This is a genomic window from Bradyrhizobium sp. CCBAU 51745 (assembly GCF_028128715.1).
GTDB lineage: Bacteria > Pseudomonadota > Alphaproteobacteria > Rhizobiales > Xanthobacteraceae > Bradyrhizobium > Bradyrhizobium manausense.
The window spans coordinates 102735-124317 of the sequence record NZ_LBJP01000093.1 but is presented as its reverse complement, the minus strand read 5'-3'; the positions used below and the strand labels follow the sequence as shown (position 1 = coordinate 124317).

Genomic DNA, 21583 nt, shown 5'->3' with positions numbered 1-21583 from the left:
CTCCTTCTGAGTTTGTTAACCCTCGGCAGATCAAGCAGAAAGACGGCACAAGGCCGCCCATCGACGCCGATTATCGCACTGGTTGCGATGTTAAGAGCCCCTCCGTGAGCGCGTGTCGGTCGCCGAGCGGGCCGAGCGCGACATCACGAAAGATCGGGACCACTAGCGCGATGGCGGCAACAGGCTCGAGGCATTGCGCGCTCGAACTTAGCGTCGACTGATACCCCCCGACACGGCCTCGACGAAGAGAAGAGCATGCCCGAGCAAATGAACGCCGAGCTTTACCGCAAACTGCAGGAACTATCGCACCATAACGCGGTCGCCCGCGCGCTTGTCTTCTTGTGGCACTCCGGCACGCTGACCTACGAGGACTGGTCGACGAAGGCGATCTCTCTGCTCATTGATCAGAACGAAACGCTCTCCGCGATCGCTGTGGATGCGGAAAAGCGCGCCTGCCGCCTGCCCAAAAACCCGCCACTAGCTTCGCCCACGCGTTGAGAGAGCCCGTCCCTGCCAGACACCCCCAAGACCGAAACACCGCACTCGAGGTCCGCACTGCGGCTTGTCAGCGGCGCGACACAGGAGCCGCTGCGCTGCTCTTCCGCCGGCCGCGATGCCCAAAACGAGAAGACGCTTTGCTTCTACTTCAACCGGCGCGTGACCGATGACGAGATGCGGTTCCTTCACACTGTCATACGGCAGGTGGCACTCATGCGCGAGATTGACGGTCACTGAGAAAAATCCCGCCCCTCAGGTTGAAGCAGGTTTGTTAGCACAAACCGCACAAACCGAGGCCGCCAGAGGCTAGCCCTAGCCACCGATTGAAAAGCCCGACGCTATAGCGGAACTCGGACTTAAGGTCATCCCGACTTTCGATCACGATCGGGTCCGTCCCCCCCTTCGAGCGCGGCCCGGTAAACGGGTCATCGTTAGATTCGCTGCGAACGTAATGGTTGGGATTACCGTTGGCACAGCGAAGCCCGTGCCGCGCCGCAAACATGCAGTGGCGTCAAAGGCGGCAGCTGGTGCACGGTTCTTGTCCATGCGTGCCGCCAAACGTCGCAGCCGGTACTTCTTGCATTCGGGAGTGAGCGGACACGATCGTAATCCACCGGAGGAGGACCTACCGAAGCTGCATTGGTGTCAAATGCTTAGCAACGTTTGGTAGCATTGGTCGTTAACCATTTTGGCCGATGATCGAGAGAACAAGCGAAAGGATCATCGCAGGATCGCGAGAGTCGTGTTGCATTGCAGCAACATCCCGAGGGCTATTTACCGGGTTTGCGAGGAGGTCACGTTGCTTTGATGACGGGATAAGCGCATGATCCTTGAATGATTTGCGTTTTTCCTGGTTGGACACCAAGTGATTTAACCTGACCCTTGGAGCGGCGATGCCGAACAGCCTGACCGTGAGCCGATTTGGCTTATTCATATCGCGTGATGATGACCGTCTCGTTGAACCTCTTGCTGGCGATAGCCTAGTTCAGGCGTTTCGGAGTCAGGCTGCCGCACTCGCCCAAAGATTGTACGGCTCTCTCGCAGGATCAGTACCCGCGGTCGAAATTGTCGCATCGACGAACCCGTCAAGCGCAAGATCAGGGACTCACGAAAAAGCTCGTTTTGACACGCTCATAGCAAAGCTTCCACGCATTGAAGAAACTATTACGTTCGCCAGCGTTCCTTGGATAATCAGTCGCCGAATAACACTGACATCATCTGCACTTCAGAGTTCATCCGGTCGTTCCAAGCTGTGGCTCAGCATCCACGGCATGCCGCAGAAGCCTAACCGGTCACAATCTGGAGCGCGCGCGACCGCGTTCTTGGCTTGGGTTAATCAGAACGAGTTGCATCTTCTCTCGGAACTACGTGCGGCTTTCGTTGAAAGTCTCCGTGCAGTGCCGAAGGCGGCCGCGAGCGGCTTAAAGTTTAGGGATGGATCTGTCCGTCTCAATTTTACAGATGATGATACCAAGCCGGTCGCCCATCTTGTTGATGCTATCCACTACGATCACATCGAACTAAATCAGCTTAGAACCACGTCTGATGAGGAGCTTCGGAAGGGGCTGGAGACGGTAGACCACTTCGCGTCGCATGCGTTTGCTGACCACAAATTAAAGCCCAAAAAGTTTTCGGTGCTAAACACAACGTACGGCATGCAAGCGGTCGTATGTCGGCTCGAGGGTGCGCCACGCTATTCGAGCCTTTTGTCGGGTGTCGCTCGTCACATGGGCGACGGTGGCGGTTATCAGGACGAGCTCGATAAGCTTGACGCTGAGCGGCCTTTAAGTCTTGATCAAATTCGCTCTCGATCAGCTGCGTTGCACATAAGCGCCGGCCTGGCGTCTGCTGAAGCGCTACGTCTGGAACGCCGAGTGCGAACCCAAGCCGGTCATACGTCTCCCGCCTTTGCGTCTTAAGTCGTTTCAGCAAGAACATCTAGATTCTCAAAGCGCCTCAAGAGCGCATGTTGGATATATTTAGGGTTGGGGAATGCCGCGGGGGCCAATTGTTGCGCCGATCTACAAGCAAATATTTGATGCTGACCCGTTACTGTTATCTGAAGCAAATCAGAGGCGTTACGGGAGGTCGCTTCTTGAACACTTGTTGGTATTCCGTCCGCTGACAACAAGCCGTGCTTATCCGGTCGATCCGAGTAAGCCGCCTGCAGTCCGCAAGCTACGAACTGCTCCTCCCCTATCTCAGCTAGTAAAAGATGCTTACTTCGAAGCGCGGTCACGTCGCTCGAAGGTCGCCGGCTTGTCGGACCAGGACCTTGCGAACCTAAGGGCGATAACAATGGTCAGCGACGACAGCACGATCGAGCGCGCTGACAACAATCACAAGAACCATGCGAAGATTGAAGCCGGGCTCGATCGATGGTCGCAACAGGAGTTTGATCGGCGCCTAAGGGTCGCGGCAATCGGGTATCGCGTCCCAATCAGCAAGCTCAGCACTGCAGAACTAGGCGAAGACCTCCGTTTTCTGGCGCCTCAGGACGACACGCCAGTTGTGTCGAACGAGGCCCCGCTTCCAACCGAGCTTGGTCGAACAACGTTAGCCGAGAAGGCCGATATCCATGATTGGCACGACGCAATCTCGGCGCTGGCGCGTCGCACGCTGGACCGCCAATCGCGTATTATCGTCATCCCGGAGTTTTGTCTTCCCCCGCGGAATTCCCGGTCGATCGCGCAAGATCTGCGCAATGCCTGCTCCAACGCGGTTCTCGATTATTTTTTCTTTGCTGGGACACGGCACGAAGATCGGTACAATCGCGGTCTAATCTTATCGAAAAGGCACGGCAAGACTTCGATTCACGACCATTGGCATTACAAAGCGGCGTCGGCCCGTGGGCTCGGCGAGAATGTGCTAGGCCGCGCCGGAACGACCGCGTTGAGCTATGAAACGAGCGTCATGTTCAACTCCGATGAGATGCGCGTCGCAATCGCTATATGCTACGACACCTACGATCCCACGACGTTCCTCAACGTTTTTCTTGATGCCGTGCGCAACCAAGAAGCTCGCCGTCCGCGAATCGTACTCGTCCCATCCTTCAATCCTTCGCCCGATTTCGTCGCTCTTTTGCGCGATCTAAGCTTTCTCGCTCGCTGCGCCGTGGTTTATGTGAACGGACTAAATGGCGACGCTGAGGGCTTTATGTGTGGGTTTAGCCTGTCGGACTTCGATCGACGGCCCGACGGCATCGTCGAAACCTTGCTGGCGAGGGAAGGCGCTTTGAAAGGCGAGATCAATAATCTCATCGCGGGAGCACTCGATCCCAATAAAGTAAAACAGCTAAGCCGAAAGAGAACCCAACTTAAGGAAGTTGAAATACTTAGAGGGCGCATTGAAACGCTGAAACTGCGTGGCGCCTTGGACCATATTATCACCTTCGAAGACTGCCCGCACTGCGCCACGCCTGGTGCGCTTCACACACATCGGCTCTGCTATCGAGATATCCAGTATTACAATCTCGACCTAGCGCTACTTTCCGCATTGTTCGACTTTCGACGTTTTTATTTTTTGGACGAACCTTTTTTGCCCGACCCACTGAGAGCGCACAACCTGCAAACGTCTGCGGCTCTGCTTCAAGGTTAAACCTAAATCAACCGAGCATTTCGGTTGCGATCGCCTGGCAACGGACAGGAGCATCCTCGATATGGAGCCTCTTAGCGCCGACGCGGAAATCAGAGCGGTGACGTGAACGGTCAGCAGATTACCGCGCGCCTATTAACTGCATTAGTGCAGACGCGGATGGGATTCGGGACGATGGCGCCTGTCGATCGGCGACAGGTGATGCGGCCCCGGTCTTCTTGCCTTCCAGCATGACCGACGATTGGGTCGCGACATTCAATGTGAGGAGTGCGCAGAGTTGCAATGGGAACGGTCAAATGGTTCAATGCCGTCAAAGGCTACGGCTTCATTCAGCCGGAAGGATAAACTAAGCTTTCAACGGACGGCTTCGTCTCACTTCCGGCGCTAGCTGGATGCGCTCACGAGAGGATCGTTGGTTTCGTCGCAGTCCACGCGGCGGATTTCGCTTCAGCATCTTCGCACCGGGCTCTGCGTTGGTAAAGCGCGGCCTCGCCGGCCTGTTTCGAAGCGGCGGTCCCACACCCGTCCAGAGGACATGGCGAGACAGCATACTTAGATCGGGGTTGTTTGAGATGGAGACCTTGTAGTGGCAACCGGTATTGTGAAGTGGTTCAGCGCGAAAAAGGGTTATGGATTTATCAAGCCCGATGATGGCGAAGCCGACGTATTCGTGCACATCAGGTCAGTCGAGAAGGCCGGATACACCTCCCTTGCTGAGGGGCCGGATCAGCTTCGAGCGTAAGACCGGCAGCTCCGGCAAAGTGTCCGCAGACAGTCTGCATATGGGATGACTTTTTTCGCGACGAGGGGAGGCATGGTTTTCTGAGGACCAAGCCACCACTATACGAGGTGCACCAGCTGGCGTGCCTGCTTCCAAAGTGAGAGCTGGAAAGCCGCCTTGGTGCCTCGCTGAGCACGCTCTCGCGCTGCATTGCAGCTCAAATTCTTATACGGGCGGCGGTGGACATATCCTGCCGAGGCCATCGATTTTTTGACGAATCTAATCGCAACGATTTTCTGAATTTGCGTGGTACATTCGAAGCCGGACTGGGGCATCCTCATAAATCGAACCGGAACGAATGGTCTGGCTGTGGCGCCTGATTGATCGGGCGGTTTGGGCGTCAAAGTGATCAGCGAGGATCGGTCCTCTCTGCTGAGCCCAGCCAGCAAAGCCATATTTTGAGGATGGAGCTCCTGGGATCAGATGCCACCCAAGCTGCCTGCATTAGCAACACGCTCCCGGAAGGAGCCGCGCGACAGCCAGGAACTACTCAGGCGCTTTACATGGGAGATCAGATCAATCGACTTATGTCTTGACGAACTTCAGTCATACCACGCGAATGCGCTTGGCAATAATGGTCCGCAAATGATGATCTTGATGGCTCTGACGGAGCTCGAAGAAGACCATGGTGTTCCCGTCTGCTGTCGCGAAGCTGATGAGAGTTGCGTCGGGTTTCATCGCCAAGCAATCAAAGGAGCTCGAGAGTAAGCGGTTCGTGCGCCGGAAATCTGACATGAAGGATGCCAGGTACGTCCTTTTGTCGCTCACGGCCATCGCTCCCAAGAGCCTTGCGAGCATTGCAGGGCCGCAGGAAGAGCTTGAGCAGCTCGTCTTTGATTATCTCAGCATTCAGGAGTTCGCCAAACTGGCGGCCTGTTTGAGTGGACTCAGGTCTCGGTTGGAGAAGGCTCGGCTGCACGCCGCGCTGAAACCCTGAGACAGATTGAGACAGTGCTGGGAAGAACGCGGGCCTTCTGCTATCTTCCGAGAGACGATCTGAGCCAGAAGATCCGTTTCTAACAGTGTCGCCCCGCCCCTGAAGCGGATATTGCCGTCCAGATGCAAGCGCGGCACCGGGCGCAGTCGAACGAACGGCCCAATCAGCCGATTCAGCGGCCGGGGTCGAGCGAACCGCGACGAGAGTCTGACCGGCCCGCCCGTCCATCCAACGCTGCTTGGCTGACCGGACGGCATTCGCCTCAGCGCAATTGCCTTCCCTGTCGCTCGAAGGCGTAGATCGGATTGATACCGCAATAAGCATCTGTGCCGGATGCGGTAGCCATGCACTGACTGTAAGTCGAGAACTGGCAGTTGCCCGGATATCCCCAGGCTCGGCCCTGCAGGCAATAAACGTCTTGGCGAGCCGGCGGGGTGTACGAATAAACTCGTGAAGCAGCGATCGAACCTGTTCCAAAGCTGACGAGGATGGGAAGTGCTAGGATTCCAGTAGCGAGAAGGTAACGCATGAGATCTCTTGCCTCCTTAATTCGCTGAAGGATAGAGTATCCGAATTAGATGGCTTGATCTTAGTCAATTGTCGGTGTTGGGTCCAGTTGGACCACCGTCAGCAAGACAATCACCCGTGGCAGAGCCTCGACGGGGGCAGTTGAGCAGACGTTGATATCAGGGTGGGGGCAATAAGAGGGCCGGAGCCGATGATCCGCACCCGTCCTTGGTCCAGGACAAACTCGCCCGCAATCCGAAGCCGCCTTCAAAGATACTCCGCTGTGAAACGCTTCTTTTAAGCGCGACTTGGCGCCTTCGCGCAGCAAAACATTCCTATAGCAGTCAAACCATGATCGCTTTATTCGCTCCGACGCGTGTTGCGGGGCACCCCTCGACCGGAGGGCCACATATTGCGTCACCTCAACCGTTCCGCGCACACTGCGTCACAGCGACATGACTTCTTCTCTTCATAGTTGCTTGTTACAATGACATCCATAGATTGGGTCGGATCGATTCGCGAGGCTCCAATTCACTTCGCACATTCTGGTTCAGGAGTGCCGGACCATGTCCGTGAGCATCACAACAGACCATAGATTCCGAAAGGCGAGAATAGCGGTGGATACTGGTACGGTGGAGAACGAATCCGGGCCAAATATCAGCATCCGGGACGCTCCTGAGGTCGTTGCAATCTCTCCGATGAAATATTCAGGCGAGCATGTCGTCGATCAAACGCCGCCTGCCATCGCCTCTCGGAAGCCGTTCGGCAGGCGGACAACGACCTTCCCCCTAGCCAGCATTTCCATTGCGACGATCTGCAGCGTTTTTGGCTCGCCATAGCCGTCTTTCTGCTCGGCTAATCGCTCAAACAGAGCTGGACGCTTGTAGGGCGCAAGGAATAGCCGGTCACGCCCCGCCGCCGGACTGTCGCTAACAAGCTCGCCCGTCAGTATCCTCTCACGACGAGCTGAACATCGTTTGCCGGTGTGCTATACGCATTTCGTTGAGAACAGCTTTGTTTGTGAGCTTCGATGTCTCTTTCGATTGGATTGATTGTCGACGGCTATGTGAAACTAAACAACCGCAGCGCGCTGGACGACCTTCTGGCGCATCGGCGTGAGCTACTGCAGCAGTTGAACTGCGTTACCGGGGTTGATCCGAAGCCAGCGATCGCTCAGGTCAGTCGAGACATCACAGTGATCGAAAAGGCACTTGCGGCGCTCGCACAGGAGTAAACAGCAATGGCGCGCCGACTCGCTTGAGTGATGGCGCTCCGGCGCCGAACACTGAGTTCGCCCTCGCTTCGGGATGAAGGCTGTTAGCGCAACGCCTCACCGACATCGTGGCGCGCAAGGGTGGGCACACCAAGGCTTTGATATGCTGCCTGTTGTGCGAGCTCTCGCGTTTCAACGATTGGCCTCGCAGCGAGCAACGCGCCGACCGATTCACATCGGATAACGCCGCGTCTTGGATGACGTTAGGCCGCCATCGAGCGACTACGATACACCTCTGCGAGCTAGCCGGATTACTAGGCCGCAGCCGACGCGACGGCGCGCGCGACCCTGGATAACAGGGCAGGATCCTCAGCACTGTGACTTGGAAATTCACCTCAATTGCAAGCCATGTCCTAGATCTATCGCCACATCGTTGGTGCTCTGGAAAGCGCTTCCTGACCGATCTGTTTAAGCAGATCGGGGCGGGTCTCACCTTTGGTGGCGGCCTCCAGGATTGCGGAGGCAACGTAGGCGCGGACGCCGGCGTCATACGGTGAGACGCCTTTGCAAACCTCATCCAGGATCGTGCGCAGAAGTGCGGTCGTGGCACCGTCCAGCATTGGGAGATCTCCCTCCTACCATCGAGGAAGATAAATGAGCATTTGCTGGACCGCAACTCAAGCACATCAGATCTTATGAGCTACCGCGACTACCGGTCAGCAGATTTCCAGCGCGGTGCAATGCCCAGCACCTCTGCGATCGTTGATCCATTGCGGCAGCTCGCTTGATCGGCCTGCTTTTGTCTTCTCGTCGGCCATCTCGGCTGAATGACAAGCTTGCTAGAGCTCAGGGGCCAATGTGAGCGCCCCTGCGATCATGCTCTGCGATTCTGTACGGTATGCTCGGCCATCTATTGCGCGCGGGACTGACTGGGCGGCAGGCCATTGCTCGAACGGTGCTAGTTCGTTGCCGAGCCTCTTCAAGTTCAATTGCGGCTAGAGGATCTGCCGTTCATCGCGCCCGCTGCGTCCAACCAATGCTTCGGCATACCTGCCCCGATTGCGTCGGTAGAAATCGCTTGCGACTGCCTTGCTCCGATGCCGTGTCACAAGACGGCACTATCGGCTCGAAACCCGAGTGCTTGGCATCAAACCCTGTAAAGGGACATCGCGATTAGTTCTTGCGGTGAAGCATATCTTTGCGTCAAAAACCAGCGCCACCCAACCTCTGGCGACGAAATCGAGCCTAGTCTGGGGCGCGCGCAGTGCCCCTTTTGCTCGCCCCCTCGCCGCTCTTGAGAGAGCTTTGGCTTTATGCAACTTGACGAGGTCGCCTGCGCGATCGCGAAGTGATTTCATGGTCATGGGCGTGTGGTGGTTGATCCATAATCGCACGTATTGGCAGCACACGATTTTGAGCGAATCTCCTGGCAATGCCCGCTTGCAGACGGATGATTTCGGAAGCGACTTGCCTTTTGGATATATAAGCCTGGTGTAGCTGAAGGACCCCAGCAGCAAGACGCGAACGTAGCGTGAAACTTCATCGGGAACGCTGCCGTAATGCAGGATTCGAGCGCGAGAGCGCGGCTCGTTGCATCGATCGATATTGCCATTTTGTTACAGTCTCCGCCCAGAGCAATCACATGACGCCGAGGCGCTTCGTCCAGCGAAGGGAAGCGACCTGGGCTGTTCAGATTATTTGCCGTGTTTGTCGAATCGGAAAGGGAGCTACATGAATCATCTCGGCAGCAGCTATCGTCGCGCACCATCTGTGATGGCAGACGAACAGCACGAGCTGGAGCGCTGCAAGCAGGAGATTGCGCGCCTCAAACAGCTGGTTGTACGGCTTTCTGAAATTGCTTTGCGCGACCTCGTAAAAAACGCGCAAAGCGGTCGGAACGTCCCGGAGTGTCTGAGCGAGCCGCCGAAATCATAATACAGAAAGCGAACTCGCACTTGGCTGCTCTCGGCAGCGTGGGAGCGGCCGGGCCCTCCACCCCGTCAGCGGCAGAGCCAATCTCCAACCGACATCATGAGCTCGAGCCGTGGGGCAGTTGCTCAGCACGCAAAGGGCAGTTCCGGATCCCTTCGAGAGTTCTTCCAGGATGTTGAGGATTTTCCAGGATGTTGAGGATTTCATGTTCGACGCATCCGGTCCGACTGTTTGTGAGCGCAATCACTTGCGTGATCTGGCTACGATGGCGACCAGGACAGGACTACATTGTCGATCAACCGAGTGGAGCCGACGTACGCTGCGACACAGAGCACCGCCGGATAGCGCAGAGGGCTCTCGGCAATCCTTAGGGTTCCAGTGTCGACAAGCTCAAGGTACTGCAGTCGATCGATTCCTTCCAAATGCCTTCTTGCAAGCGCAATCAACGTTGCCGCATCGCGCTCCCCTGAGGCAAACTCATGCGCTGCGGCGAACAAGCCACGGCTGATCGCAAGGCTCCGACCACGTTCTTCCGGGCTGAGATAACGGTTTCGACTGCTCATTGCCAGCCCATCTGCCTCCCGCACAGTTGGCACAGTGACAATCTCGATCGGAAGATTCAGATCAGCCGTCACGCGGCATATCACAGCGCATTGCTGAAAATCCTTCTGTCCAAAGTACGCGACGTCCGGCTGCACCATGTTGAATAGCTTGCAGACGACAGTCGCTACACCACGAAAATGTCCAGGCCTGAAAGCTCCGCAGAGCGGCTTTGCGAGTTCGCCCGGCTCGACAAAGCTCTCAAATTGAGCCGGATAGATCTCCTCTGCACTTGGCGCGAAGATGATGGAGACCCCGGCACTGCGGCACAACGCTTCATCGCGCGCGAAGTCGCGAGGGTACCTGCTGAGATCCTCATTTGGGCCGAACTGAGTGGGATTGACGAAGATGCTAACGACAGTGGCGTCGCAGTGTCCCCGGCTAGCCGAGATCAGGGCCAGGTGGCCGTCGTGCAAGTATCCCATCGTCGGAACGAATCCGATGCGCTTATCGGTCTTCCGAACGTCTGCAAGGGCGCGACGCAGCTCAGCGACCTTCGTAATGACTTGCATTTCTTACCTTGAGGTTGAACTGGAGGGCGCCCAGTTGGCCACGGCATGCCGAAGCTGATCAGGAAGCCGATAGCACTCCTCTGAGCCCGGGAATGCACCGTTGCGGATATCGGCAGCCCAGCGCGACAACGCCTCCTGGAACAGCCGGAATCCATTTGTATAGGCACGAACGAATTTGGGGCGATGGCCTTCGGTTAGTCCCAAGACATCATGGAACACGAGCACTTGGCCCGAGCAATCGGGTCCTGCTCCGATCCCGATGGTGGGTATCGTGAGAAATTCGGTCGCTCGCGCCGCGAGCTCGGCAGGAATGCCCTCCAGGACCAGCGCGAAGCAGCCGGCTTCCTGCAGACGGTGCGCGTCTTCGAGCAGCCGCAAGGCGGTCTCCGCTGTCCGTCCCTGCACTTTGAATCCACCCATCACGTTGACGCTCTGCGGGGTCAGACCGAGATGACCCATCACAGGAATTTCGCAATCGACCAAGGCGCGTACCATCTCGATGCGTTTGGCACCACCCTCGAGTTTCACAGCATCGGCGCCACGCTGCAGAAAACCTCCTGCATTGCGAATCGTATCCTCAGAACCGACATGAAAGCTCAGAAAGGGCATATCGGCCACAAGCAGGGCATGAGGCCTCGTGCGCGCAACAGCCTCCAGGTGATGATTCATCATGGCCACGCTGACGGGCAGCGTGTTGTCGAATCCCAGGCAGACGTTTCCAACGCTATCGCCGACTAGGATGATATCGACAATGGGATCCGCGATGCGCGCCGCAACCGCATCGTAGGCAGTGGTCATCACGAGACGCCGTCCTTTATCCTTCCACTGCTGCAGTGCCGGAATCGTGACACGCTCTAGAGGCTGTTCTGAACTGTGGCTCATATTGAATCCGCTCCCCACACACGGCCTGCGCTTCCTAAAGAACGCGGGAGAACCCTGTCAATGGCATGGAGGATGGAGATCCCAGTTCTGTAGAACTGGAGAACAGCGCAGAAACAGTCCGATGGTCGCGCAATCATGAGACAAGACCTTCCTCATCGCGGTTTTCACCACCCGATGGCTCGTCTTCCCGTGCAGTTTCAGCGCTATGCCAGCCGCGGCCTCAATCGAGCAGCGGCGCTCGCGACGAACCACCATCTACCCGCGGTTCCGGGCTGATTGCAGTCTCTCCAAATGGCGACAGCTCGACCGGACCGAGCCGCAGATGCACGCAGTGAGGACTTCGTCTTTAGGGCACATCTTCCTGTCTGCCCCCTAGGCGGGCTCGTGAGACTCCTGCCTCGGCGCAGCGAGCAAAGCAAACGGATGGCAGGCCAGGAACGTCCAGAGGTGACAGGCCGGAGAAAGCGCCGCGAGAGTCGCCGTCGAGTAGATGTTGTCGCGAAGGCGCTCAGACCGAGCCAGCCCGCTGGCCCTGTAGGCCCTGAAGTCGATTATTTTTGCCGATGTTTCTGTCACTTTATTTCCACGTGCTCTAGAGGGCCACTCGAACTCTTCGACCAGGGCCGTACCGGCACAACTCAGTCCATTCCTAAGCCGCTCGAAGCCATCGAAGCCATTTCTGATCGGCCTCCCGCCGCGCCTTGAAGCGGTTGACGCATTTCTTGGAGCAAAGAGCCGTTCGCCAGCAGTAATGGCGGATCAGCCCAAACTTTCCGCCGCATATCGCGCAGCATGTGACTGAATGGCCAAGGGAATTACGGAAGCCAATGTGCATTCTCGCCTCCTGTCAGACATTTACTTGGGAAGCCCTGCTGCCCTCTGACCGCAGCACCACGCGCGCACCAAAGGTGCGGCCGCCCGGCGGTTCGTCTCCCTGGTTCTTGCAACCATCAAGAGCCTTGACTCTGATGTGCGGACTGCCTTCGCGAAGCAGTACTTTCCGCAAAACGCCTCGCCGAGAATTTGCTCAAGATAATCGATTCCTCTGTCGTGTTTAACGCAATTCGCTCGACGCTTCGGTCAAATGCTGCGCCTTTCGTGGCAAGCTCGCATAATTGCTGCGGCAGTTAGATCGGGAGCGCTTAAGTGCTTAAAGCACGATCAACCTGCGAGCCGTGGGGGCTGCATCCTCGTTGCACTATCAAAAGGCAGCAATACGGACACGTTCGCCTTCCAAGTTCCTGTCACTGCAGACGATTGCACAGTCTCGTGCATCTCACACCAGCAAGTCAGCAGCGTCGCGGATGGCAGTATAGATTTCATCAAGGTCGGCCGCCGTAACGCAGTAAGGCGGCATCACGTAGATCGTGTTACCGAGTGGGCGTAACAGCAGATTCCGCGCTTGGAAGAAAGCCAAAAGCTTCGGACCGATGTCCGCCAGATAGCCGACTTCGCTCGTGTTGAGTTCAACCGCTGTTACTGTTCCTGTGCGCCGGACGTTTGCGAATCGTGAATCGGCGCGAAACGGCGCGAGTGCCTGTTCTTGCATGATCGCCAAGGATGCCAGCCGGCAGCGATATTCCTGATCCTGCCATAGGTCCAAATTAGCCTTGGCGGCGGCACAGGCCACTGGATTGGCCGTATATGAGCTCGAATGAAAAAACGTACGCGTGCGATCTTCAGAATAGTGGGCATCGAAAATATCGGCACGACAGAGTGTGACGGCGAGCGGCAGCGCCCCAGCCGTGAGGCCCTTCGAATAGCAGGCAATATCGGGCGTGACATCGGCCTGCTCACACGCAAACAAGGTACCCGTGCGGCCCCAGCCTGTCATGACCTCGTCCGCAATGAACAGGACGTCGAAGGTTTCGCAAATCCGCTTCATCTCTCTTAGCACCGAGGGAGAATACATCAGCATTCCACCGGCACCCAATATCAGGGGCTCCACGATAAAGGCTGCGGGATGTTCCTTTCGACACGCGTTTTCAAGCGCATCGAGCGCTCTTTGCTCACAATCTCTTGCCGGAAACGGAATCGAGGTCACCTCGAACATCAGCGCCCCGTAGGCCGCATTGAAGATGCCGCGGCTACCTACCGACATCGCCCCGATCGTGTCGCCATGGTACGAGTGCTGCATCACCACAATCTTGGTTCGCTCTCTTCCGGTATTGCGCCAGTAGCCGAGCGCCATTTTCAGCGCGACTTCGACGCTGGTTGCCCCGCTATCGGAGAAGAACACATGTTCGAGCGCGGGGGAGGTGAGCTTCAATAGTTCCGTCGCAACTTGTTCAGCCGGGTCGTGACAGTATCCGGCGAAGATGACCTGGTTGAGCTTGCCTGCCTGTTCTCGGATCGCGTTCACGATGCATGGATGGCAATGGCCGTGGGTCACGACCCACCAGGAGGAGATTGCATCGATAAGGCGTCGGCCATCTTCGGTGTAAAGATAAGCCCCCTCTCCCCGCAGCACCTTCGTCATGTTCGGCTGTAGAGCATGCTGCGTAAACGGGTGCCAGATCGGCGACCTCTTGGCTGTCTTCATAGGTTTAGGAAATCGCTGATAACAAAGGAGTCTTTGAAAGCGGCCTGCAGCCTATCGCCCGTGAGGGGAACAAGCCACGGGAGCCGTCCCAACCAACGCACTCTGCCGATCTCGCAAATCGCGCTCTCAGTTTCGGCGCTTCTTTCGCCAATGAACGCAATTCCAAGGATTCGAATCTGACGCTTGCGCAGAGCCTCTATGGAGAGCAGGGAGTGATTGATTGTGCCCAGTCCCGTCCTTGCGCAAAGCACGACGGGAAGCTGCCAGCGCTCGAAGATGTCGATGTAGAGAGTGCGCGCTGTCAGCGGCACCATGAGTCCGCCGGCGCCCTCGATCACGAGTTTCCGCTCGCCGCTGTCCGGCAGTCGAAGCGTATCTGTATCTATGCGAACGCCGTCGATCTCCGCGGAGTGATGGGGCGACGCAGGCGTCCGAAGTCGATAGAGCTCCGGGACAATCCGATCGGACGAGAGGCCACCGAGGCGGCGGATGCACTCCGAGTCGATCTCTTGTTCGAGTCCAGCCTGGACCGGCTTCCAGTAATTCGCACCGAGAAGCCCGGCGAGCCCTGCGGAGAATACCGTTTTGCCGACCCCGGTGTCTGTACCAGTCACGACGATCCGCTTATTCATCAAAACGAGCCCTTCGTCACCTCAACCAGCGCATCGAGCATTGCGCGCACGTCCGCTTCCCCAACATTGAGTGTCAACGAAATTCGCAAGCGGGCGGTGCCTGCAGGGACAGTTGGCGGCCGAATTCCGCGGATATCGAAGCCGCGCGCCTGCAGAGCAGAGGCAAGTCGCATTGCATGAGCATTGTCACCTACGATGTACGGCACGATCTGAGAGGTCGATGGTGTGCTCAAACCAAGCGAGGTGATCTGCCGATGCGTGAACGCAACGAGTTTGGCCAGCCGTTGCTGCCGCTCCGGCTCTTTCTGCAGGGTGAGGAGCGCCTCTCGAACGGCAACGGCCATCAATGGTGATGGGGCGGTGGCAAAAATAAACGGGCGGCAGCGGTTGACCATGAAATCGCGCAAGATGCCGGAGGCGGTAACAAGTGCACCCGCCGCACCGAGCGCTTTGCCGCAGGTATGAACGACGATCAGATTTTCGCGCCTATCGTAAGGGGCGGTGAGCCCTCGTCCCTGATGCCCGTAAGCGCCTGTGGCATGAGCCTCATCCACGATCAGAAACGCGTCTTGGCGATCGGCGATTGCCACCAGCTCTTCGAGTGGAGCGAAGTCGCCATCCATACTGTAGAGACTTTCGGCCACAATCCAGACGCGGCCCGCGCCACCTTTGTTTCGCCAGTCGCGAATTGCGTCTTCGACTGACTGGGGGTCATTGTGCGCGTGAATTCGACACTCGGCGCGACCGGCCCGCGCCCCCTCGTGAATACTGGCGTGCACCAGCGAATCGAGGACGAGCAGATCGCCGCGCTGCGGCAGCGTTGTCAGGACAGCAAAATTTGCGATGTAGCCGCCTCCAAAGAAAAGCGCTGCCTCCGCGCCAAAGAACTGAGCCGCTTCCGTCTCGAGCCGTTCATGTTCCTCGCAATTGCCGCGTAGAAGCCGCGACCCGCCGGCTCCAACCGGAGTGCCCGCCTCGAGCGCGGCGACCATCGCCTTTTTGATGCGCGAAGCGTTCCCGAGCGCCAGATAGTCGTTCGATGCGAAATCGACCCCCACGCGCGGCTTGAGGCAGCGCAGCCGTTTATCTTCGTTCAAGGCATTCAACGCTGCGACGTAGGGACTAAGTCTAGCTGTTTGGATCGACCGCATTCATCACTCCGAGGATCGCATACGCATAAGATGCGTTGGCCGTTTAAGAGGGAAGGATGGCCGGTTGGGTTCAACTTGCCAGGATGCGATTGTCTCGGTCGACACGCACAATGCGTGGCTTGAACATCTTTGCTTCGGCCTCGTCGAATGAGGCATATGCAACGATAATGATCTTGTCTCCGGGCATCGCCAGTCGGGCGGCCGCGCCGTTCAGGCTTATCGTGCCAGACATCGGCGGCGCCTCGATCACGTAGGTAGCAAAGCGCGCCCCTGTTTCGACATTGTAGATTTCGACGCGCTCGTTGATCACCATTCCTGCTGCCTGCAGGAGCGTACGATCTATCGAGATCGAGCCCTCATAGTGCAAATCAGCTTCGGTCACTGAGGCTCGATGGATTTTGCCCTTCATCAAAGTTATCTGCATTTCTTACCTAGGCTGGATGTCGGGGCAATTGCGTGCACTGCTTCCGTCAGGCGAGTCCGGACGTGATGCCGAGCCGGGCCAGCAGATCCGCGTCGCGATCAACTTTAGGGTTTTTGGTGGTCAAGAGCACGTCGCCGACGAAAATTGAATTTGCGCCGGCCAGGAAGCAAAGCGCCTGCAATTCATCGGTCATGTATTGCCGCCCGGCGGACAAGCGAACCACACTCCCCGGCATCATGATCCGCGCGGTCGCCAGCAGCCGGACCAGCGCGATCGGATCGGGAGGCTCTGCGGTGCCTTCCACCGGCACGCCCTCGATCTTGTTCCACAGGTTGATCGGCACGCTTTCGGGATGGTTGGGAAGATTAGCGAGCAGCACGAGCATACCTAGGCGGTCCTCGACGCGCTCTCCCATGCCGATAATGCCGCCGCAGCAGATCTTGATGCCGGCATCGCGCACATGCGCCAGCGTATTGATGCGGTCCTGTAGGCTGCGGGTGGTGATGATCTTGCTGTAAAACTCAGCCGATGTGTCGACGTTGTGATTGTAGAAGTCAAGGCCGGCCTCGGCGAGGCGCGCGGCCTGCTTCGGTGTCAGCATACCGAGCGTAACGCACGTTTCCATGCCGAGTCCTTTGACCGCGTTGACCATGTCGCAGACGGAATCAAGATCGCGATCTTTTGGCGTGCGCCAGGCCGCGGCCATGCAGAAGCGCGTGGCGCCGGCATCCTTCGCGCGCTGCGCGGTCGCAACCACATCGGCGCAACGCATCAGACGGGTCGCTTTCAGGCCGGTCTCGTAATGCGCGCTTTGCGAGCAGTAACCGCAGTCTTCCGGACAGCCGGCGGTCTTGATGCTGAGCAAGCTCGCAGTTTCGACGTGGTTTGGATCGAAGTTCTTGCGATGAGCGCGCTGCGCCTGAAGCATCAGGTTCGCGAAAGGAAGGTCGTAGAGCGCCTTGACCTCTTCGACGTTCCAATGATTACGAACCTGCGCCCCGTGGCTTGCTTCCTTCCGTTGGACTTGCGCAGCAGCATCCATAACCCAATCCCGCTCAATTGTAGATAATCCTGTGAATTATCTATAGTCATCGCTCTCGAAGAGATGCTAATCGAGCCGCCTCGAAAATGCACCGGTTATTGCGGTAGATAATCTATGATCACTGCTGACAACAAGACGACGGTCGCGCGCATCGCGGACTTAATCGCTGATCGCATTATCAGCGGCGCTTTAGAGCCAGGCGCGCCACTCCGTCAGGATCACATTGCACGAGAATTCAATTCCAGCCACGTCCCCGTGCGCGAGGCCTTTCGGCAGCTGCAGGCACAACATCTTGTTGTCGCCGTGCCGCGCCGTGGTGTTCGGGTTGCCCCGCTCGATACCCGTTCAGTGAAGGAGATCGCCGAAATGCGCGCCGCGCTCGAGGTGGTGGCACTGCGCCATTCGGGGCCAAGGCTCACAACAGCTCATTTGGCTGAGATCGAGCTGGCCTTGATCGAAGGAGACAATGCAAAGACGATCGAGGCTTTTGAGATGGCCAACCGCGCCTTTCACCAAGCCTTGGTCGCGCCGTGCGGGATGCCGCGTCTGCTCGCGAGCCTCGATGGATTGCAGCTTGCCAATTCTCGATTGGTGTTCGCGATGGCGCGATCGGTGCCCTGGCGACCGCGCTCTAATCAAGATCACCGCCTGATTCTGCAAGCCTTGCGGACGCGCAACGTTGATCAAGCCTGTAACCTGCTCGCGCGGCACATTCAAACCATTGAGCGCCTTGCTCTTCCGGCGCCCTGAGCAAATCTGGCAAGCCTCATTGCGGATCGCCGACGATCGCAAGCGACGATCATGCGGCAAGCGACTGGCATCATTGCAACGGGCTCTATTCCCAGATAGTTATGGCACCCTCCAGCGACATCTCTACGGGCGGCCATGATTCGTCACATCGTCTTCTTCAGCGCCAAGGACGAGGCGCAGATCGACCAGATCATCGAAGGTCTTTCGCTTCTCACCACGATACCACATGCGCGCCGGCTTGAGGTTGCCCGCAACCGCAGGACCGATCAGCTCGGCAACGATATCGACATTGTGGTCTATGGCGAGTTCGACAGCGAGAGGGAGCTCGCAGCGTACAAAGCGCACGATCTCTACCAGGAGTCGATTAAACGAGTTCGACCGCTCCGCGAGCTCCGGTTCGCGGCCGACTACGATGTATCAACAGATACCCCTTTCGCCTCCACGGCAGGATGATCCAGGTGCTGTCGCAGCCAAACGTCCACCGCCGGGTTACCTTGGCAATGGCCCTCATGTTTCGGCCCATCGCAGATAAGCGTCATTCTCATCGGGTGGGCAACAGATGGAACGGCACTTTCACAACGTCAGCCGCCGGTGACTGATAAAGCGATGTACGTTCGCGAGTTGCAGTGGGTTGAACCTGTCACAGCGATGCGACGTCTTGGGCATCGATCCAATCTCACGTTTCTCGATAGCTCAGCAAGGCACGAGCTGCTTGGACGCTACTCATATCTAATGTGCGACCCGTTCAGCACCTACAGGGTCACGAATGGCCAAGCCAGTTGGAACGGACTGACTCTCGAGGCCGATCCATGGAAGGTCCTTCGAACGCTACTCGCGAAGTACCCGCAAGAGCATCGCCCCGATCTCCCGCCGTTCCAGGGAGGAGCGGCAGGCTACCTTGGCTACGACATGAACAGGACATTGGAGCGATTGTCTGCGCCGGCGATTGCCGGTCTGGGTTTGCCCCAATCCATCCTGCATTTCTATGACCTGGTCATCAGCTTCGACCACCGGGATAACAAATGCTGGATCGTCTCGACCGGATGGCCGGAGCAGGATCGCGCGCGACGGAGCGAACGAGCGCGTCGTCGAGCCGACGATTTTGCAGCATTGCTTGCCGGTCCAAAGGCGCCACAGAAGGGTTGTCCCAGCAACGCCGGCGCATGGCGCTCGAACTTCAGCCGCGAGGGCTACATTGCGGCGGTACAACGCGTGATCGATTTGATCCTGGCGGGTGACGTGTTCCAGGCGAATATTGCGCAGCGTTTCAACACCCGCCTGGCGACCTCTTTTGATCCGCTCGCGTTCTATTGCCAGCTACGATCATGGAATCCGGCGCCCTTTGCGGCCCTGCTGCGATGGGGAAAGCTGACAATCGCATCAAGTTCGCCGGAACGATTCCTAAAACTTGACGGGCGACAAATCGAGACACGCCCCATCAAGGGCACGATCGCCCGTTCGCCTAATCCCAAGGAAGACCACCGCCGTGCGGCTGTTCTCCTCGCTTCCGAAAAGGATCATGCCGAGAACACGATGATTGTCGACCTTTTGCGCAACGATCTGTCACGCGTTTGCACTGCGCATTCGGTCGAGGTTCCGGCCCTATGCAATCTCGAGTCCTATGCCTCGGTGCACCATCTCGTGTCGATCGTTACGGGTGCACTTGCCGGAGACGAAGACGCCGTTAGCCTGCTCCGTGCATGCTTTCCCGGCGGCTCCATTACAGGAGCGCCAAAGCTGCGGTCGATGGAAATTATTACAGAAATCGAGCGCATAGCGCGAGAGGTCTATTGTGGGGCGATCGGGTTCATCGGCTTCAACGGGCACATGGACACAAGTATTGCGATCCGCACTGTCACGATCGACGGCGACCTGGCTGTGTTTCATGCGGGCAGCGGTATAACAGCCTTGTCGGAGCCCGAGGCCGAATACGAGGAAACGCTCGCCAAGGCAGAGCGACTCTTTGATGCATTTGGTTCTGAACCAGCTGGTGCATTTTGATTGTCATTATCGATAATTACGATTCCTTCGTGTACAATATTGCCCGCTATTTCCACAAGCTCAGTGAAGCAACGGAAGTGATCCGAAACGACGCCATCAGCATCAGCGAGCTCGTTGGTCTCAACCCGCGCGCGGTGGTCATATCGCCCGGCCCCTGCACCCCAACTGAGGCAGGAATATCGACAGCAGCGGTTCGCGAACTTTCAGGACGCGTACCAATTCTCGGTATCTGCCTTGGACATCAGTGTATTGCGAGCGCTTTCGGAGGACGGGTGGCGCGTGCGCGTCGGCCCATGCACGGTCGGCGCTCATACGTTGCCCATGACGGCCGAGGATTATTCAAGGGGCTGCCAACCCCGCTTGACGTCGGACGCTACCATTCTCTTATCGTCGAGCTTGATCAGTCATGCGCGCAGAACCTCATAGTGACAGCGCGTTCGGAGGAAGGCGAGATCATGGCCCTCACGCACGGCTATTATCCCACTCATGGGGTCCAGTTCCATCCCGAGTCGATACTTACCTCACAGGGGCACGTCCTGCTTATGAACTTCTTGCGACTCACAGAGGATTTCCGAAACCACGCGGAGCAATGAGAGGCTCGGCCTGACGATCAAGATGGTGGACCGTTGGTTTGCGAGGTGGTTGGAAGGCGCAGCCTGATATGGCAGGCATCTGTGGTCATCAGCGCTGTCCCGCGCTCAGCTCCGCAGTCAGCGGCGCGCCTCCGACAGAAACCGGACCTTGTGGTTTCGAGGGCCGGACGTCTCTCTTAGCCGGCTTGGATGTGGTGCGCCACGGTGGCGAAGAAGCAGCAGGAGCAGGAGAAGCAACAGGCGCTGGATTCTGCAGCCCCTCGATTCTTTAGGTCCGGGCTGCGATCTGATCCGAGATTCACTTTAGCTCGGCTTGCTGCGCAATCGACGTTGCGATTGAGCTCGGCAATTTCATCGGCTGTCTTCTGATGTCCTGATTGGATCCATAAAAGGACGTCTCTATCCTCAGGTGACAAGCCAAGCGCGGGAGGCTCGACTTGGTCCGCCGGCGGCGTCTCCGCAAACGTTTCGATATTCGTAAAAGACCGGCGGCAACTCCGATGCTTGGGATTTGATCCGTCACCACCACACCCCGCTCTCATCATCTCGATCTGCTTTGCTTGTTTTCGTTGCGGCGATAGGAGAAGATGGTCAAGAGCTACCGCGATCCGCTCCCCCGCTGCATCGTTCTCAGCAATGTAGTCCCCAAAGCCGGGGTCTTGATCCCATCAGGGTTTTTACGAGCTACGCATTGCGCTGCGGATGGCGAGATAATGATGAAGACCGGTAGAGGGCTTACCCGTGAAGCACATTCATACCTGCTTGCTCTTGAGAGGGCCGCCTCACCGAAAGGCTGTGCGGTCGGGGATTTTCTAGGTGACGCTTCCAGCGCTCCTGTGCCTGCTTGTTCGGCGATCGATAGTTGTAGCGCCGAAGTCGACTTCGGCACAAAAATGCTGCGCAACCCACGCAAAAAACGCGTGATGCGAGCGCAACCATAAGACCAACTATATCGTTCGGCCCACGCTTGGTCCTGCCGCGAGACAGCTGCC

Annotated in this window: 20 protein-coding genes and 1 pseudogene; 12 read left to right on the top strand and 9 right to left on the bottom strand. The window is 57.5% G+C overall.

The window, feature by feature from the left end; translation table 11 throughout:
* The first annotated feature begins 255 nt into the window (after positions 1-255).
* From XH98_RS36900 to XH98_RS36880, 6 genes and pseudogenes are all read left to right on the top strand, one after another.
* Complete coding sequence (locus XH98_RS36900; protein ID WP_271600848.1) at positions 256-498, top strand: hypothetical protein; 243 nt, start codon at positions 256-258, stop codon at positions 496-498.
* 893 nt (positions 499-1391) lie between these two features.
* Positions 1392-2417, top strand: coding sequence for a hypothetical protein (locus tag XH98_RS36895; protein ID WP_271621468.1), 1026 nt, complete (start codon positions 1392-1394; stop codon positions 2415-2417).
* Positions 2418-2796: 379 nt separating this feature from the next.
* Positions 2797-4095: a hypothetical protein gene (locus XH98_RS36890; RefSeq protein ID WP_271621467.1), complete on the top strand. Its 1299-nt coding sequence runs from the start codon at positions 2797-2799 to the stop codon at positions 4093-4095.
* 279 nt (positions 4096-4374) lie between these two features.
* Entirely contained in the window at positions 4375-4437 is a 63-nt protein-coding gene (locus tag XH98_RS41315; protein WP_442868692.1) for a cold-shock protein, read from the top strand.
* Between the two features lie 241 nt (positions 4438-4678).
* Positions 4679-4883 (top strand): annotated as a pseudogene (locus XH98_RS36885) (cold-shock protein).
* A 615-nt stretch (positions 4884-5498) separates the two neighbouring features.
* On the top strand, positions 5499-5810 hold the full coding sequence (locus tag XH98_RS36880; protein WP_271621466.1) for a hypothetical protein: 312 nt from the start codon (positions 5499-5501) through the stop codon (positions 5808-5810).
* Positions 5811-6072: 262 nt separating this feature from the next.
* Here the strand turns inward: XH98_RS36880 and XH98_RS36875 are convergent, their stop codons facing one another.
* The gene (locus XH98_RS36875) at positions 6073-6339 is read right to left on the bottom strand and encodes a DUF3551 domain-containing protein (protein WP_271600843.1); all 267 of its coding nucleotides are present in this window, start codon (positions 6337-6339) and stop codon (positions 6073-6075) included.
* Positions 6340-7347: 1008 nt separating this feature from the next.
* Between XH98_RS36875 and XH98_RS36870 the strand changes: the two genes are divergently transcribed.
* On the top strand, positions 7348-7551 hold the full coding sequence (locus XH98_RS36870; protein WP_271600842.1) for a hypothetical protein: 204 nt from the start codon (positions 7348-7350) through the stop codon (positions 7549-7551).
* A gap of 398 nt (positions 7552-7949) precedes the next feature.
* Here XH98_RS36870 and XH98_RS36865 read toward each other — a convergent pair whose 3' ends face one another.
* Complete coding sequence (locus XH98_RS36865) at positions 7950-8150, bottom strand: hypothetical protein (RefSeq protein ID WP_271600841.1); 201 nt, start codon at positions 8148-8150, stop codon at positions 7950-7952.
* A 1111-nt stretch (positions 8151-9261) separates the two neighbouring features.
* Between XH98_RS36865 and XH98_RS36860 the strand changes: the two genes are divergently transcribed.
* The gene (locus tag XH98_RS36860; RefSeq protein WP_271621465.1) at positions 9262-9465 is read left to right on the top strand and encodes a hypothetical protein; all 204 of its coding nucleotides are present in this window, start codon (positions 9262-9264) and stop codon (positions 9463-9465) included.
* A 257-nt stretch (positions 9466-9722) separates the two neighbouring features.
* Here XH98_RS36860 and panC read toward each other — a convergent pair whose 3' ends face one another.
* The 7 genes from panC to bioB form a co-directional block, all read right to left on the bottom strand.
* Positions 9723-10574, bottom strand: a complete 852-nt coding sequence (gene panC / locus XH98_RS36855) for a pantoate--beta-alanine ligase (protein ID WP_271600839.1) — start codon at positions 10572-10574, stop codon at positions 9723-9725.
* A gap of 3 nt (positions 10575-10577) precedes the next feature.
* Positions 10578-11456: a 3-methyl-2-oxobutanoate hydroxymethyltransferase gene (gene panB, locus XH98_RS36850; protein WP_271600838.1), complete on the bottom strand. Its 879-nt coding sequence runs from the start codon at positions 11454-11456 to the stop codon at positions 10578-10580.
* A 1276-nt stretch (positions 11457-12732) separates the two neighbouring features.
* Complete coding sequence (locus tag XH98_RS36845; protein WP_271621464.1) at positions 12733-13998, bottom strand: adenosylmethionine--8-amino-7-oxononanoate transaminase; 1266 nt, start codon at positions 13996-13998, stop codon at positions 12733-12735.
* Entirely contained in the window at positions 13995-14630 is a 636-nt protein-coding gene (gene bioD, locus XH98_RS36840) for a dethiobiotin synthase (protein ID WP_271600836.1), read from the bottom strand. The genes XH98_RS36845 and bioD overlap by 4 nt, the downstream gene beginning before the upstream one ends.
* Positions 14630-15781 (bottom strand): 8-amino-7-oxononanoate synthase, encoded by a 1152-nt coding sequence (locus XH98_RS36835; RefSeq protein ID WP_271621463.1) that lies wholly within the window; start codon positions 15779-15781, stop codon positions 14630-14632. The genes bioD and XH98_RS36835 overlap by 1 nt, the downstream gene beginning before the upstream one ends.
* A gap of 70 nt (positions 15782-15851) precedes the next feature.
* Positions 15852-16205, bottom strand: a complete 354-nt coding sequence (gene panD / locus XH98_RS36830) for an aspartate 1-decarboxylase (protein WP_271600834.1) — start codon at positions 16203-16205, stop codon at positions 15852-15854.
* 46 nt (positions 16206-16251) lie between these two features.
* On the bottom strand, positions 16252-17247 hold the full coding sequence (bioB, locus tag XH98_RS36825) for a biotin synthase BioB (protein ID WP_271621462.1): 996 nt from the start codon (positions 17245-17247) through the stop codon (positions 16252-16254).
* Between the two features lie 114 nt (positions 17248-17361).
* Between bioB and XH98_RS36820 the strand changes: the two genes are divergently transcribed.
* The 4 genes from XH98_RS36820 (at position 17362) to XH98_RS36805 (ending at position 20591) form a co-directional block, all read left to right on the top strand.
* Positions 17362-17997, top strand: coding sequence for a GntR family transcriptional regulator (locus XH98_RS36820; RefSeq protein ID WP_271621461.1), 636 nt, complete (start codon positions 17362-17364; stop codon positions 17995-17997).
* Positions 17998-18132: 135 nt separating this feature from the next.
* Positions 18133-18450 (top strand): Dabb family protein, encoded by a 318-nt coding sequence (locus XH98_RS36815; RefSeq protein WP_271621460.1) that lies wholly within the window; start codon positions 18133-18135, stop codon positions 18448-18450.
* Positions 18451-18603: 153 nt separating this feature from the next.
* The gene (pabB, locus tag XH98_RS36810; protein ID WP_271621459.1) at positions 18604-19998 is read left to right on the top strand and encodes an aminodeoxychorismate synthase component I; all 1395 of its coding nucleotides are present in this window, start codon (positions 18604-18606) and stop codon (positions 19996-19998) included.
* On the top strand, positions 19995-20591 hold the full coding sequence (locus XH98_RS36805; RefSeq protein WP_271621458.1) for an anthranilate synthase component II: 597 nt from the start codon (positions 19995-19997) through the stop codon (positions 20589-20591). Before pabB ends, XH98_RS36805 begins: the two co-directional genes overlap by 4 nt.
* Positions 20592-21583 lie beyond the last annotated feature (992 nt).